We start from the raw sequence: 14,936 nt of genomic DNA on the forward strand, positions 1-14,936 counted from the left end.
TTAGGGATAAAAAAACGCACTCAATGGAGTGCGTTTCTTATTTCAGCATTAAGCCTAAGCATATTTATTAGTGCTTAAACATCGCTGAGATTGACTCTTCGTTACTTACACGGCGAATCGCTTCAGCCATAACGGTAGACATAGTCAATTGAGACACTTTATCAAGTGCTGCAATTTCAGGGCTTAGCGGGATAGTGTCAGTCACAATCACTTCGTCGATAACAGACTCTGCGATATTCTTCGCTGCATTACCTGAGAATACTGGGTGAGTTGCATAAGCGAATACGCGGTTTGCACCGTGCTCTTTTAGCGCTTCAGCAGCTTTACAAAGTGTGCCACCAGTATCAATCATGTCATCAACGATGATGCAATCACGGCCTTGAACGTCACCAATGATATGCATAACTTGAGCAACGTTAGCTTGTGGACGACGCTTATCGATGATTGCTAAGTCAGAATCATCAAGCAGCTTGGCAACTGCACGAGCACGTACAACGCCACCGATGTCAGGAGAAACAACCACTGGGTTTTCTAGATTCTTAGCTAACATATCTTCAAGTAGCACTGGGCTACCAAATACGTTATCAACAGGAACGTCAAAGAAACCTTGGATTTGCTCTGCGTGTAAATCACATGTCAATACGCGGTCAACGCCGACGCTTGAAAGGAAGTCTGCAACTACTTTTGCGGTAATTGGTACACGAGCACTACGAACACGGCGGTCCTGACGCGCGTAACCAAAGTAAGGAATAACAGCCGTAATACGACCAGCTGATGCACGACGAAGCGCGTCAACCATAACGATAAGTTCCATTAGGTTATCGTTAGTAGGCGCACAAGTAGATTGAATGATGAACACATCCGCACCACGTACATTTTCATTAATTTGGACACTGATTTCGCCGTCACTGAAAACGCCTACTTCCGCGTCTCCAAGTTTACAAAATAGACGATCGGCTATCTTCTTAGCGAGACTAGGTGTTGCGTTACCGGCAAAAAGTTTAATGTCAGGCACTGTATGAACCTCAGGCGTATGCTTCATGATAGTGGCTGGGACTTAAAAAGGTATCCCAGTTGTAGTTAACACTGAGCTAATCTCAGCATTAATGGCGATTTATTTGCCCCTTTGGCAACAAAGCCATTCATCGACGCAGGCAGTTTTGCCAAGGCATCGTTAGCTTGTTGCTCCTGTTCGAATTGACCGAAAACACATGCTCCAGTTCCGGTCATTCTAGACGGCGCATATTCTAGCAGCCACGCTAAGGCTTTGGCAACTTGGGGAGAGCGTTTTACAACCAGTTCTTGGCAATCATTTTGCCAAGGGCTCTCCATTAAAGAGGCCAGCGTATGCTTTGGAGTATTACGAGGTAATGCTGGGTCTTGGAAAATTTCAGCTGTTGATACATGCACATCCGGCACCACTACAAGGTACCAAGGTTGAGGAGGATAAACGGGCTGCAAACGCTCACCAACACCTTCTGCAAAAGCTGAAAAACCATTAATAAAAACAGGGACATCAGCGCCAAGCTTTAGTCCTATTTGAGCAAGTTCAGCGATAGGGATATTCAGCCCCCAAAGCGAGTTTAGTGCGACTAAAGTGGTTGCCGCATCGGATGAACCTCCACCCAAACCGCCTCCCATAGGTAAGCGTTTATCTAACCAAATTTCAGCGCCTTGCTGGCATTGGCTATACTCTTGTAACGATTTTGCGGCTCGCAGAATTAAGTTATCGTTATCGGCGACAACAGCAGACATATTTGAATGCAGTTTCAAGTTTGTGTTTTCAGTCACTTTGAAATCGAGAAAGTCACAATGTTCGATAAATTGAAACAGTGTTTGCAGTTCGTGATAACCATCTTCGCGGCGACCATTAATATGCAGAAAAAGATTGAGTTTGGCTGGTGCGGGCCAACCTAATGAAAGTGCTGCTGTCATAAAGAAGACTCATTGGCGATAGGAGGTGGAATATTGGTCATTATTTGTTTTTCAGGAATAAGTGCTTGCCATTTACTGACCTGAATTTTAAGCCGAATATCATCACGATTTATCTCTAGCAATCGCGGTAACTCAGCGTCACTTTGGGTTTGCCAACTCTTAAAGCTGACTTCCCAAGCGGGAAGTTGATTTGAATTGATGAGCTTGATAGGACGATTGAGTGAATCTTGGTTAATCACTTTATCCCCCTCGCTGAGTTGTCCTGTGATCCAAAGCGGTAAGGCATCGATAGGAATCGCCCATCCGGTGATACGCGCGAGTAACCGCTGTGCATTGGTATCGGTATAAGTCTTACCATCGAGTTCTAATAATGTATCACCGGCAGTACTCGATAAACTCAGTACCGTAGTGCCTAACATTGTGGTTAATTTTAACTCATCGGAAGTTTGCGTGTGCAACCAATACAGATTGGTACTAAATTTGTCGTCAGCAGTGCGCACCGCAAGTTTGCCTTGCATTTCCCAAGCTTGCGCTTGTTCGACCTGCTCAACAGAGACGGGAACTAAGTTGTCTGGTATGGTAGTTGAGCAACCGCTAATAAAAATAAAGCTCAATATCACCCATACATAAGTGTTTTTTGTGAAGCTGCTCAAATTATTCATCTATTACTGATATAAAAGAGCCCTTATGATACGAGGGGTTGGTAAATTTACCAATGCCCTAACGCAAAAAATAACCATTTGCACAACGTTTATTGTCGTCAATCGCTGTCATAGCTATTTAAAAATAGTTAAAAAGGTGACGCTAATTGGAAAAATGGGTAAGAACAGAGATTATTATTCGGTTTTGTTAAGCGTATTCTGTTTTTAACAAAGCCAATTCAGTAGAATGGCACCAATAAATAAGATGCCCAAGAGTCCAGAACGAGTCAAATGAGCCTTGTAGCAATCGGAATAAATCATAAAACGGCCACGGTCGACCTACGTGAGAAAGTCGCTTTCGCACCAGACAGAATTCATGATGCTATGAAGAGTCTTGCGTCTCGCACTCAATCGGGCGAAGCCGTCATAATCTCCACCTGTAACCGTACAGAACTTTATTGTAACAACAGTGAAGCTGCTGACGTTGTTGCGTGGTTGGAAGAATATCATCAACTTTCTCATGAAGATGTTGAGCCCTGCTTGTACCAATATAAAGGTCAGGAAGCGGTTAAACATTTAATGCGAGTATCAGCAGGCCTTGATTCACTGATTTTGGGTGAACCACAGATCTTAGGTCAAGTGAAACAGTCTTTTGTAAAAGCTAAAGAAGCGGGCACTGTTGCAACCACAATGGATCGCTTATTTCAGAACACTTTTTCAGTGGCTAAAAAGATCCGTACTGAGACTGAAATTGGTGCTGCTGCCGTATCAGTTGCATTTGCTGCAGTAAGTATGGCTAAGCATATCTTCTCTTCCCTGAGTACGACCCAGGTATTATTGGTCGGTGCGGGTGAGACGATTGAGTTAGTGGCGCGTCATTTAAAAGATAATGGCGTTAAAACAATGGTGGTGGCAAACCGAACAATTTCACGTGCTGAAGCGATGTGTGACGAGTTCGGTGCAACTGCGATTACACTCGAACAGATCCCTGATTTTCTCCCTAAGGCCGATATCGTGATATCCTCTACCGCTAGCCCGTTACCGATCCTTGGTAAAGGCATGGTAGAAAAAGCGCTTAAGCAGCGTCGTCATCAACCTATGTTGTTGGTAGATATAGCAGTTCCTCGAGATATTGAGGCCGAAGTAGCGGATCTGGATGATGCGTTTCTATACACCGTCGATGACCTGCAAAGCATCATTGAACAGAATATGGCTTCTCGAAGAGAGGCTGCCGAGCAAGCAGAATTAATTGCAGACGATCAATCTTATCAATTTATGGAGTGGATCCGCTCATTAGAGTCGGTTGACAGTATCCGTGAATATCGCACTCAAAGTATGGCGGTAAAAGATGAGTTGGTAGAGCGAGCGGTCAATAAGTTGGCCCAAGGTGGTAATAGCGAGCAAGTGTTACTTGAACTTGCTAATAAGCTGACCAATAAATTGATCCATGCACCGACCCAAGCGCTTACCGCTGCGAGTCGCCAAGGTGATCTTAATTCACTTGGACAATTAAGGACGATGCTCGGACTAGATAAAGACTAAGGTTAGCGTTTTAATGAAGGACAGTGTAATTCGCAAGCTTGAAGGCTTGCTTGAACGTAATGAAGAAGTATTGGCGCTACTAAGTGATGCAGGCATTATTGCCGATCAAGAGCGTTTTCGCGCCTTGTCTAAAGAATATTCTCAACTAGAGGATGTTGTTAAAGCTTTTAAATCTTTTCAGCAAGCTGAAGAAGACCTTGAGTCGGCTAAAGAGATGATGGAAGAGGATGATGCCGAGCTGAAAGAGATGGCTCAAGAAGAGTATAAAGCGGCTAAAGAGACGATAGAAACGTTAGAGTCTGAGCTACAAATTCTGCTACTTCCAAAAGATCCTAATGATGATAATAACTGTTTTATCGAAATTCGCGCTGGTGCGGGTGGTGATGAAGCGGCTATTTTTGCTGGCGATTTGTTCCGTATGTACAGCAAGTATGCTGAAAGTAACCGTTGGCAAATTGAAGTTATGAACACCAACGAAGGCGAACATGGCGGCTTTAAAGAAGTGATTGCTAAAATCAGTGGTGAAGGCGTTTACGGTAAACTGAAATTCGAATCTGGTGGGCACCGTGTGCAACGTGTTCCAGAAACAGAATCTCAAGGCCGAGTACATACTTCAGCTTGTACAGTGATCGTTTTACCAGAAATCCCTGAAGCTGAAGCGATTGAGATCAATAAAGCAGACTTAAAAGTTGATACTTTCCGAGCATCAGGTGCGGGCGGACAGCACGTCAACAAAACGGATTCTGCGATTCGTATTACTCACATTCCAACAGGGATTGTTGTTGAGTGCCAAGACCAACGCTCGCAGCATAAAAACCGTGCTCAAGCGATGAGTGTTCTTTCTGCTCGAATTCAAGCTGTTGAAGATGAAAAGCGCCGTAGTGAAGAAGATAGTACTCGTCGTAACTTAGTCAGTAGTGGTGATCGTTCAGAGCGTATTCGTACTTATAACTTCCCACAAGGTCGAGTGAGCGAGCATCGTATAAATCTTACCTTATATCGCTTAGGCGAATTTATGGAAGGCGATATCGATGTGGTGATTGAACCTCTAATTCAAGAAACCCAAGCTGATATGCTTGCAGCTCTTGGCGAAGGTTAACGGCTCAGTTCTATCGTTATTCGATGAATAAGGACATTCCTTGCAATTGACTATATCAGGGGCCCTAAAATGGGCCTCTTCTCAATTAGACGCTATTTCAGATTCAGCCTCGCTGGATGCTGAAGTGATGCTACTACATATCATTAATAAGCCACGTAGTTACCTTTATACTTGGCCAGAGAAGAGCTTAGATTCGGCGCAAGTCTCCGAGTTTAAGCAGATGCTTGCCAAACGCCTCCGTGGTAACCCTATCGCTCACATTGTGGGGGAAAGGGAGTTTTGGTCGCTGCCGTTTAGGGTTAACCCAACGACGTTGATCCCAAGGCCTGATACCGAGATTTTGGTGGAAACCGCACTTAATCTGCCTTTGGCTGATAATGCTCGAGTGCTGGACTTAGGTACAGGGACTGGCGCGATAGCGTTGTCTCTTGCTCATGAGCGCAATGAGTGGCAAGTGTGCGCTATCGACAAGGTTGAAGAGGCGGTGGCACTGGCGATTGAGAATCGAGTTAACCTAAAACTCGAGCATGTTGATGTATTTCAAAGCGATTGGTTTGATGCAGTAGAGTGCTACGATTTTAATTTAATTGTTTCTAATCCGCCTTATATTGATGAAGAAGATGAGCACCTGTCCCAAGGCGATGTACGTTTTGAGCCGCAAAGTGCCCTAACTGCACCGTTAAAAGGCTTTGCTGATCTGTTTCATATTGCTAGCTGTGCTCGCGATTATTTAACCCCTGGTGGTTATCTGCTGCTTGAGCATGGTTACCAACAAGCGATTGAGCTCAGAGAGAAGTTAATTGAACTGGGTTATGAAAACGTAGCGACAGTGCGAGATTTCGGTAGTAATGATCGTTGCACCATAGGTCGCTGGCCAAGATAGAGCGTTAATACTTCTGATAAAAAAGGCACTTTATAGTGCCTTTTTTATATCTCCTAGCCACAACAATACGGCTATAAGGTTTTAACCATAAAATATTTACAACCCGTCTTTGGGTACGCTGCCTGCGTCCACTGCACTTGATAACCCCTCGCTTCATAGAAGGGCTTAGCTTGAAAGTTTAGCGTATCTAGAATGGCAAATTTGCAGCCTTTCGCAAGTGCTAGCCGTTCAGCTTCTACTAATAATTGGTGGCCGATATTTTGCCCTCGTAGGTTCTCCGATACCCATAGGTTGTCAATCATCAGCCAGTTTCCAAAAGTGCGTCCTGAAAAACCTGCCAACAGTTCACCGTTGTCACCTTCCATTTTTAGCCCTAAGGGCAGTCTTTCTGAGACTTCCCAGTTTTGCCAATTAAATTCAGCAATTTTGTCTTCAACGGTTTGTGCAAACTCTTTGCTGTTATCGGTAACAAATTGGCTCATCGGTATACGGCTCCTGGGGCTTTAAGTGAAGATGTTGAACTTTAAGTCGGTATATTTTCGCTGTGACTTAGCAGATAAGTGTTTATAAAAAGCGTTACTCGTCATTGTTGCTCTGTACTCTAATATATTTTCATCTAGTGATGAACTAAATCCGCGAATAGTCGGTCTTATCCTTTAATAACTGCAAGGCATTGGTAATCATTGATACATCGGGAGTGTGTTATCCGTTTTTTTTGTAAAGCAGCAACGGCTAGAAATTCGATCGTCATGGTTTTTACTGTGTTGGTCATTTTGTGTTTGATGCAAAACAGCGGAATATTACGCAGCATAAATCAGCTTGTTGGAGAAGAAACCCCACAGTTGAGTATACAAAGCCAAAGCTCGTCAATGGATGAGTTAACGTTAGATACGTGTGAACTGTCTGAAAAATCATTGCGAGCTTGCATGGATGAACCCAATTTAAACCTTGTTTTGTTATTGCTGTTTTTCATTCCACTATTACCGATTATTTTTCGTCAATTACCTCGGATTTTTGATATCCCCACTTTGCCTAAGCCTAGGCGAATACATCTCTGTTTTTGTCGATTTCAAGAGTAAGGCCAATACCCGTTCTACCTGAAGATGCTGGGGGCCGCGGGAATTTAATGGGCTTTAATCACAGGTTCATTGCTTCATGCTGAACCTAAGCACCTATATCCATGTAGGCGAGGCATTGATTGCCATTAATGGTCGTTCCCTTAGTAAGTTCAATAACACGGAGTAAAGCCTATCAAAACCCATCGCAGAAGGTTTTGTGCCAGCCCACTTCGTTGTTGCACTAACTTAAAAGGAATAACCATTTCTACGTTAATACGCCTAGAGTTGAACTGGCACATAGCCTCTGAAACGAGCATGTTCAAGTAGAACGGGTATAGATCAACGTATACAGCCACTAACTTTAGCGCTAGATTGGCTTGATGTGCGTTGTTCTATCTGTTTAATCAATGTATTGCTGCAGTTTGCAGCCACGATGAAAATACGCTGACAACATAACGACTCAGTTTTACTATTCGCTTTTTTATTAATTAGATAGCTGAGATTATGTCTGTTACGGAGATAAAATTGAAAACTATTAAATATTTTTTGCTGGTGCTGAGCTTATTATCTAGCTCTGTCTTGGCACAATCAACCGGTTGGATTGAAAACCCAAATCACCCTCCAGTCCAAGTTAGATTTATGCTGACGGGTGAACTCGACCCTGTAAGCAATACTTTGCCCGCTGTGCTCGAGGTAAAATTAGATGACGATTGGAAAACCTATTGGCGTAGTCCGGGAGAAGGAGGGATAGCTCCCAGTATAAAATGGGATACTTCAGGTAACCTTGCCGATGTCAGCTGGGATTGGCCTGCACCTGAGGCTTTTTCGCTACTAGGCTTGCAGACCTTTGGTTATAAGCATGATGTAGTCTTCCCCATGCAGGTAAAGGTTAAAGATATTAATCAGCCGTTTGAGCTTAAAGGGCTACTTACTTTATCGAGTTGTACCAATATCTGTGTGCTAACCGATTATGACATCAACCTAGATGTTGACCTTAAAACAATAACTGCCGACCCAGGGGCCATGTTTGCCTATAACAAGGCCAAAGTTAGCGTACCACAACGTAGAACATCGGCCGATATCAATCTTGGGTGGAACAATTCAAAGCAGCAACTTCAAGTGATACTGAAAGAGGGCGAATGGCAATATCCACAAGTGATTATTGATGGTGAACCCGATGTCAGTTTTAAGCTTAAACGTATAGAGACAACTGAGGATGAGCATGGGAGCAAGCAGCTGAAAGCCGTTTTTGACGGCAGTAGCTGGTTAGGTGAAACTGATGTTATCGGTAAAAGTTTAAATATAACGCTAATCGAAGCGGAAAACGCTATTGAATATGCTGCGGTTGTGACGGCCGCGGAGATTGTCAGCCACAGCTCTCCATTATGGACAATGATGCTGATAGCGTTGCTTGGTGGTTTAATCCTAAACGTGATGCCATGTGTATTACCTGTATTGGGGATGAAGTTAAGTGCTGTAGTGGCGGCGCCGGATCTTAATCAAACCCAAATAAGGCAGCAATTTTTAGCATCTGCGCTAGGAATTCTGGTCTCATTTTGGTTATTAGCGGGCTTTATCCTTACTTTAAAAATGACCGGCCAGGCGATAGGTTGGGGCGTGCAGTTCCAAAACCCATGGTTTATTGGTTTTATGGCGCTGGTTACCTCAGTATTTGCTATCAATATGCTAGGCGCGTTTGAGATAAACCTGCCGTCTAGCTTGCAAACTAAGCTTGCCACAAGTGGTGGTAATGATAACCGCGGTCACTTCTTGCAAGGCATGTTTGCCACACTATTAGCAACGCCCTGTAGCGCGCCGTTTTTAGGAACCGCAGTCGCCTTTGCCTTAGGGGCTGACGTGGTGAGTCTGTTTGTTATTTTCACCGCATTAGCTGTAGGAATGGCATTGCCATGGCTATTAGTTGCAGCTGCTCCTCAAGTGGCAAATTACTTTCCAAAACCAGGCCGTTGGATGAGTGTGGTTAAAGTTATTTTTGCTGGCTTACTGTTAATCACCAGCCTTTGGTTAATCAGTTTGTTAGCCAACTTTATCTCATCAGGCATTCTTTGGGGTGTTGCCGCGATATTAGTGCTGTTATTTATCGTGTTGATGGCAAAGCTACATGGATCTGCTGCCGTAGTCGCAAGTATTAGTGTGACCATTCTCATTAGTGCAATAACGGCGTTTGCGACATCAGATAATTGGGCGCGTCCGTTACCAACTGATTTGAGTTGGACACCTCTTCAACAAAGTGACATTCAGGCACAAGTTGCCAAAGGGCAAACGGTGTTTGTTGATGTCACGGCAGATTGGTGTATCACCTGTAAAGCCAACAAAGTTGGTGTGATTTTGCAAGATCCAGTCTACAGCCGTTTAAAGCAAGCTGATATGGAACTTGTCATTGGTGACTGGACTAAGCCGTCTGCACCAATAACTGACTATTTACAAAGTCATAATCGCTATGGTGTGCCGTTTAATGTGGTTTATGGACCCAATGCGCCTGATGGAATCGAGTTGCCGGTAATCCTTACAGCAAAGCAAGTGATCGATGCGATTAATCAAGCTTCAGCTCAATTGTAATCGACTTGCTTAAATATCTTAGTCGCTAGCGTCAACGCTAGCGAGTTTCCTAATTATTGATAACTGCTTTTGATAATCGCCACCAGGCGCTTTGAAGGCAGTCAATAGCAGATTTTTGAAGAGATCATCTAGATGAATTTTACCATAAAAATTAAAGCCATTTTTGGCGTAACATTAGCTATCCTTGCAGCATTTATTACGATTCAAGCGATGAGCAGTGGAGCTGTAAGTGCAGCTGATAGGAATCTTAGTACTGCGCAACAGCAAGAGGTAAGAGCAATAGTTAAAGATATGCTGGTTAATGACCCTGATTTGCTTAAAGAAGCTGTTATTGCGATGCAAATACGTGAACAAGGTTCACAGCAAGCAAGTGTGAAATCGCTTATTAAGCAGCACCAGCAATCTCTGTTTAATTCCAAAACGGATCCGTGGAAAGGTGCCAAAAACCCAGAGCTAACCATGGTTTACTTTACTGATTTTAACTGTCCTTACTGTAAGAAGTTGGAGCCTGAGTTGGAGCAATTAATGGCTGCATTTCCGCAGTTAAAAATCATAATAAAAATGGTACCGTTACAAGGAAAAGGGGCTGAAGACGCTGTAGATTTGGCTCAAACTGTTTGGTTGAATGAGCCAGAAAAGTACCTAGCACTTAAAGATACTTTGATGGCGGCTCCGCGAAAGCTGGACTCTGCTACCATTGCGAAAGTGGCTAAGTTAACCAAAACACAAGATTGGTTAAACCAGAAAGACAGTAGAGTCGATAGTATTGTGGATAATAATCTACAGCTTATGCGCCAGCTTGGCTTTCGCGGTACACCGAGTATGATTATTGGCGAACAAGTTATCCCTGGTTTAGTACCTTTTGAAACGCTTAAAAAAGCAGTTGAAAGTGCGCTTGAGGAGCAAAAAGATGGATAAGAAAGCACCATCAAAGACCATGCTAGCCAGAGTGTTAAACGGGGTAAAACAGCTAGCCATTATGTTGGTGTTTTTTACATTATTCTCGGCCGCTATCGACCTATGGCGTAGTAAGGATATCCCAACCGATAATCTACCTGACTTACAAGCTATGACGCTCAACGGCAATGCCGTTGATGTTTTAGCGATGAGTTATCATGAACCTGTATTGGTTTATTTCTGGGGGACATGGTGCCCGGTGTGCAGCTTTGTAAGCCCATCGGTTGATATTATGGCAAGCCAGTACTCAGTGGTTACAGTAGCGATGAACTCGGGCGAAGATGAAAAGCTTAGTCAGTACTTGAAGCACAAGCAATATGATTTTCCGGTAATTAATGACCAGAGAGGGCGATTAGCTCATGATTGGTCCGTCAACGTGACACCGACATTGATGGTGATTAAAGGCGGTGAACTGCAGTTTTATACCAGCGGTTTTACCAGCCTGCCGGGTATGTGGTGGCGGATGTTGCTAGCTTAAGTGGATTAGCCGCACATATGCTCGTTAAAAGGTAACCTCATGGGTTACCTTTTCATCTTAGTTGCAGGGTTAAACTCAAGGCTACTTTATCTGAGGTAGCAAAAACCTACTCTCTTTGACAGGTGTTCTATACTGGTAAGCATCACTCTGTTTTACCCTGTTGGAGCTTGTTATGAGTCATACCTACAAGATTATAGAGCTTACGGGTTCGTCGCCTATTAGCTCTGATGAAGCGATCAAAAACGCAATAGCAGCCGCCAATGAATCGCTACAGCATTTAAGGTGGTTTCAGGTAACCGAAACTCGAGGCCATTTAGAAGAGGGAATGATTGCTCATTGGCAAGTGACTGTGAAAGTAGGATTTACACTTAATCCTAAATAATAGTATTCGTTTCGCTGCTTTAACTGATATAGGGGTTACGCATCACGTACTAACCCTTTTTCCACTGTACGGATCACACGTTGTGTTTTACGGCTGAGTTCAGCGTGTTTGCTACGCTGCTGCTCAAGTGCCCAGTCGATATGCTCAATTACCATTTCGTCCACTTCATCAGATAGCTTTCTCGATTCTAGTGCCGCAATTATTGATGCGTTTGTTGGGGCATTACCAAGTGCTATAGCGATGTTACGCAGCCAGCGCTTATGGCCAATACGGCGAATAGCGCTACCTTCGGTGAGTTTTAGAAACTCAGCCTCACTCCAAGCAAACAAAGTTAATAGTTCTGGTTGTTGTAATGGTCCGCGGGTATGGAAGTCTTGCTCATTTGTGATGGGTGCTTGACTATTAACCGGGCAAACCAGTTGGCAGTCATCACAGCCATATATACGATTGCCAATTGCTTGGCGAAACTCAGTAGGGATAGCACCTTGCAGTTCAATGGTGAGATAGGAGATACAGCGACGCCCATCAACGATATAAGGCTCTACGATGGCATTGGTAGGGCAAGACTTAATACAGGCAACACATGTATTACAGTCTGCTTTAACAGGCACATCGACAGGCAGTGGCAGGTCTATAAATAGTTCTCCCAGAAAAAACCAACTGCCAGCATCGCTATTCAGCAGTAAGCTGTGTTTACCTGTCCAGCCTAAGCCTGCTTTATCTGCAAGAGGGCGCTCAAGGATCGGCGCTGAATCGACAAAAGGGCGTGAGTTTGGCTGGCCAAATCCTAGTGCTTTAAGTTCAGTTTCTATTTTGTCGCCTAGTTTTTTCAGGCGGTTACGAATCATCTTGTGGTAATCACGACCACCAGCATAACGTGAGATATAAGCTAAATTAGGGTCTTTTAAATTGGTAGCAAAACCGGCATTAGGTGGCAGGTAGTCCATTCTGGCACTGATAACTCGTCGTGTACCTGGGTGCAACTCATCAGGCCTTGCGCGCATCATGCCGTGGTTGGCCATGTAACTCATCTCGCCGTGATAGTCGTTATCTAACCACTGCTGTAGTTTAGGCTCTTCGGCGCTAAGATCTGTATCGCAAATACCGATTTGTGCAAAGCCTAACTCTTGCCCCCAGACTTTGATCTGCTCAGCAAGTTTACGCAGTGTTTCTGGGGATATATGGCTTATGGGGTTCAGTTCGCAATCAGAATTTGGCATAGGTAAAAAACGCTTAAGAGTGACCGCTAATAATAGCAGTATTTCTCCTACGCTGAAATCTTCTGCTCCCTATTAACGAATAGGCATTAGCACTTTTGACAAGCAGCTTGATTGCGACCGGCATTTTTTGCACTGTAAAGGGCATCATCTGCGCGGTTGATGAGTGTTGCTAACTGTAGATCTGATGCCTGTAGCGTTGAAACGCCAGCGCTAATCGTCAAAGAAAAGCCTGTTGGCAGCGCACTGTAATCTGCTTCTTTTACACTATTTACCAGTTGGGTCGCGATGCGCATTGCTGCTGTCAAACTTGTTGCGGGCAGTAATATTAGAAACTCTTCTCCCCCCGTTCTGCCAACTATTTGGTTATTTCTCATTAATGACTGTGCTGAGTTAGCAATATGCTGCAGTGCAATATCACCCGCTTCGTGACCGAATGTATCATTAACAAGCTTAAAGTGATCGGCATCAAAGGTGATGACCGAGAATGGATGTTTGTTGTGGCGCGCATGCTCAAAAAAGCTTTGAGCTTTTTGGTATATGTGGCGTCGATTAGGAAGTTGAGTGAGATGATCCGTCATTGCTAAAACCGATAAAAATCTATTTTTTTGCGATTGTTTAAAGGTCAAAACGGCAAGGATTATCAAGATCATGCTGCCCATAACAATAATGATTAACTGCTGTAATTTATTAATTTCTAATATTTCAACTTCATGTTGCTTGAGCTTTTGATTCTCGACAAGATGCTTGTTTTCCAGCTCTATTTGTTGAGAGTTAAATTGAGTTCTCATCGCAATGGTTTGCCCAGAAGTTCTTTGTCGGTTAAGTTGCTGGTGCACTTCAAGGTATCTCGTCAAGGAAGTGTACGCTTGCAAATAATCTTTTTGCTGGAAGAAGAGTTTGCTTTCGAGTTCCAGTAGTTGTTCAGTCCCGCGAAGATTACTGACTGAGTCGAAAGATTGGCGTGCAGCTTCTAGATTGATATGAGCTTCATCAAGCTGATTATTAACCAACAAAGCTTGTGCTCGGAAGAGTTTCATAAAGCTATAGGTTTGAAAATTATCAGGCTCAATAACCTCTTCTGCTTCATCAAGGTAGGCCATAGCTTGAGGAATATCTTGCATATGAATTAATGCACTGGCCAAATTGACAGCAACTTCAGCGCGAACAACCAAATCACCTTGTGCTTCCCAATACTGGTAGGCTTGCATAAACCGGTTTAATGCTTCATCAAGGTGACCTAACTCTTCTTCGGTTATCCCTATCATGACTTGTATATAGTTAAAGCCGTCTAGATTACTGTCTTCAGTATGCTTTGCTTCAATTTGCAGGTAGTACTTGAGTGCATTTTTATAGTTACCCATCTGTCTGAATGCAGTGGCAATGCCAGCCAATAGATCTTCCGCTTCAAGTTGCCTATCTAATTTTACATATAGGTCATGTGCGATGATAAGATCTTCTAGCGCTTGACTAAATAGCCCTTGATAACGCAGTAAACCGCCGCGAATCGAGCGGCCATCAGCAATGAGCAGTAATTCTTGGCGTTGAGTCGCTTCTTTGATTACCGCGCTATAGCCCGCTACTGCAGTATCAAAATCGCCTGAACGTTCGATATACCAGGACTTACAAAGCTCTAGGTCAAGCCTGTCTTGATGGTATTGGTCCATGAAAGGCTTGGCTAATGACTGGGTTGCAAAAGCTATCGCTTTCTCTGTCTCTCCCTCTTGAATGTCATCAAATTGACGACACTGAAATCGAAGAAAACGTGCTTGCCGAGCGATATCATCAGTGGTCAGTAGCGACTCAATTTCAGCCATTGCCGTTTCGAACTCTTCGGCCGAGTCCATTTCTTCACTGTCTATATAAAGGAATAAACTATCAATTCTCAGTTGCTTAGCAGAGAGAACACTGGTTTCAGTATTAGCTTCACCGCCGATGGTCATTGGCTGTGTAGAAGCTTTGCATACGTTGAAAAACAAAAGAAAACATATGCATAGAGATAGGGTCAGAGTTCTTGTTATTGCCATATGGCTAATTTCCCCTAAAGCACTGGCGTTAATGGGAATATTGTATCCTATACTTCACTAGTTAAACTTGCCGTATGTCATACCAGTGTCAGCATTTCATTCTAAAAATGACTTATTTTGCTTTTATTGGTGGGGAT

Annotated in this window: 13 protein-coding genes; 7 read left to right on the plus strand and 6 right to left on the minus strand. The window is 43.6% G+C overall.

Annotation, left to right across the window (positions count from 1 at the left end):
- Nucleotides 1-67: 67 nt before the first annotated feature.
- From L2730_RS18190 to lolB, 3 genes are all read right to left on the minus strand, one after another.
- Nucleotides 68-1,015 carry a ribose-phosphate pyrophosphokinase gene (locus L2730_RS18190; protein WP_028769213.1) on the minus strand — a complete coding sequence of 316 codons (948 nt, stop codon included), beginning with the start codon at nucleotides 1,013-1,015 and terminating at the stop codon, nucleotides 68-70.
- Between the two features lie 65 nt (nucleotides 1,016-1,080).
- Nucleotides 1,081-1,935: a 4-(cytidine 5'-diphospho)-2-C-methyl-D-erythritol kinase gene (gene ispE, locus L2730_RS18195; protein WP_248975883.1), complete on the minus strand. Its 855-nt coding sequence runs from the start codon at nucleotides 1,933-1,935 to the stop codon at nucleotides 1,081-1,083.
- A complete protein-coding gene (gene lolB, locus L2730_RS18200) occupies nucleotides 1,932-2,597 on the minus strand; it encodes a lipoprotein insertase outer membrane protein LolB (protein WP_248975884.1) in 666 nt (221 codons plus the stop codon). Before lolB ends, ispE begins: the two co-directional genes overlap by 4 nt.
- A gap of 270 nt (nucleotides 2,598-2,867) precedes the next feature.
- Here lolB and hemA point away from each other — a divergent pair, with 270 nt between their 5' ends.
- The 3 genes from hemA to prmC are packed head-to-tail and all read left to right on the plus strand — an operon-like array spanning nucleotide 2,868 to nucleotide 6,100.
- The gene (gene hemA / locus L2730_RS18205; RefSeq protein WP_248975885.1) at nucleotides 2,868-4,118 is read left to right on the plus strand and encodes a glutamyl-tRNA reductase; all 1,251 of its coding nucleotides are present in this window, start codon (nucleotides 2,868-2,870) and stop codon (nucleotides 4,116-4,118) included.
- A gap of 13 nt (nucleotides 4,119-4,131) precedes the next feature.
- Entirely contained in the window at nucleotides 4,132-5,217 is a 1,086-nt protein-coding gene (prfA, locus tag L2730_RS18210) for a peptide chain release factor 1 (RefSeq protein WP_020913910.1), read from the plus strand.
- A 40-nt stretch (nucleotides 5,218-5,257) separates the two neighbouring features.
- Entirely contained in the window at nucleotides 5,258-6,100 is an 843-nt protein-coding gene (prmC, locus tag L2730_RS18215; RefSeq protein WP_248975886.1) for a peptide chain release factor N(5)-glutamine methyltransferase, read from the plus strand.
- A 71-nt stretch (nucleotides 6,101-6,171) separates the two neighbouring features.
- Here the strand turns inward: prmC and L2730_RS18220 are convergent, their stop codons facing one another.
- Nucleotides 6,172-6,582, minus strand: a complete 411-nt coding sequence (locus L2730_RS18220) for a GNAT family N-acetyltransferase (RefSeq protein WP_248975887.1) — start codon at nucleotides 6,580-6,582, stop codon at nucleotides 6,172-6,174.
- A 1,080-nt stretch (nucleotides 6,583-7,662) separates the two neighbouring features.
- Between L2730_RS18220 and L2730_RS18225 the strand changes: the two genes are divergently transcribed.
- The 4 genes from L2730_RS18225 (at nucleotide 7,663) to L2730_RS18240 (ending at nucleotide 11,555) form a co-directional block, all read left to right on the plus strand.
- Nucleotides 7,663-9,738, plus strand: coding sequence for a protein-disulfide reductase DsbD family protein (locus L2730_RS18225; protein ID WP_248975888.1), 2,076 nt, complete (start codon nucleotides 7,663-7,665; stop codon nucleotides 9,736-9,738).
- Nucleotides 9,739-9,870: 132 nt separating this feature from the next.
- Nucleotides 9,871-10,656, plus strand: a complete 786-nt coding sequence (locus L2730_RS18230) for a DsbA family protein (RefSeq protein ID WP_248975889.1) — start codon at nucleotides 9,871-9,873, stop codon at nucleotides 10,654-10,656.
- The gene (locus L2730_RS18235) at nucleotides 10,649-11,173 is read left to right on the plus strand and encodes a protein disulfide oxidoreductase (protein WP_248975890.1); all 525 of its coding nucleotides are present in this window, start codon (nucleotides 10,649-10,651) and stop codon (nucleotides 11,171-11,173) included. Before L2730_RS18230 ends, L2730_RS18235 begins: the two co-directional genes overlap by 8 nt.
- Nucleotides 11,174-11,345: 172 nt before the next feature.
- Nucleotides 11,346-11,555, plus strand: coding sequence for a dodecin (locus L2730_RS18240; RefSeq protein WP_020913901.1), 210 nt, complete (start codon nucleotides 11,346-11,348; stop codon nucleotides 11,553-11,555).
- A 35-nt stretch (nucleotides 11,556-11,590) separates the two neighbouring features.
- Here L2730_RS18240 and queG read toward each other — a convergent pair whose 3' ends face one another.
- Both queG and L2730_RS18250 read right to left on the minus strand, forming a co-directional pair.
- A complete protein-coding gene (gene queG / locus L2730_RS18245) occupies nucleotides 11,591-12,775 on the minus strand; it encodes a tRNA epoxyqueuosine(34) reductase QueG (protein WP_248975891.1) in 1,185 nt (394 codons plus the stop codon).
- A gap of 86 nt (nucleotides 12,776-12,861) precedes the next feature.
- Nucleotides 12,862-14,715 (minus strand): GGDEF domain-containing protein, encoded by a 1,854-nt coding sequence (locus L2730_RS18250; RefSeq protein WP_248975892.1) that lies wholly within the window; start codon nucleotides 14,713-14,715, stop codon nucleotides 12,862-12,864.
- Nucleotides 14,716-14,936: the final 221 nt, after the last annotated feature.

This window comes from Shewanella kaireitica, assembly GCF_023284045.1.
Classification (GTDB): domain Bacteria; phylum Pseudomonadota; class Gammaproteobacteria; order Enterobacterales; family Shewanellaceae; genus Shewanella; species Shewanella kaireitica.

Excerpts from the sequence above, each read along its gene's own strand:
- ispE (WP_248975883.1), bottom strand. The coding sequence starts at position 1,935 with ATGACAGCAGCACTTTCATTAGGTTGGCCCGCACCAGCCAAACTCAAT.
- lolB (WP_248975884.1), bottom strand. The coding sequence starts at position 2,597 with ATGAATAATTTGAGCAGCTTCACAAAAAACACTTATGTATGGGTGATA.
- hemA (WP_248975885.1), top strand. The coding sequence starts at position 2,868 with ATGAGCCTTGTAGCAATCGGAATAAATCATAAAACGGCCACGGTCGAC.
- prfA (WP_020913910.1), top strand. The coding sequence starts at position 4,132 with ATGAAGGACAGTGTAATTCGCAAGCTTGAAGGCTTGCTTGAACGTAAT.
- L2730_RS18220 (WP_248975887.1), bottom strand. The coding sequence starts at position 6,582 with ATGAGCCAATTTGTTACCGATAACAGCAAAGAGTTTGCACAAACCGTT.
- L2730_RS18225 (WP_248975888.1), top strand. The coding sequence starts at position 7,663 with ATGTCTGTTACGGAGATAAAATTGAAAACTATTAAATATTTTTTGCTG.
- L2730_RS18230 (WP_248975889.1), top strand. The coding sequence starts at position 9,871 with ATGAATTTTACCATAAAAATTAAAGCCATTTTTGGCGTAACATTAGCT.
- L2730_RS18235 (WP_248975890.1), top strand. The coding sequence starts at position 10,649 with ATGGATAAGAAAGCACCATCAAAGACCATGCTAGCCAGAGTGTTAAAC.
- L2730_RS18240 (WP_020913901.1), top strand. The coding sequence starts at position 11,346 with ATGAGTCATACCTACAAGATTATAGAGCTTACGGGTTCGTCGCCTATT.
- queG (WP_248975891.1), bottom strand. The coding sequence starts at position 12,775 with ATGCCAAATTCTGATTGCGAACTGAACCCCATAAGCCATATATCCCCA.
- L2730_RS18250 (WP_248975892.1), bottom strand. The coding sequence starts at position 14,715 with ATGACCATCGGCGGTGAAGCTAATACTGAAACCAGTGTTCTCTCTGCT.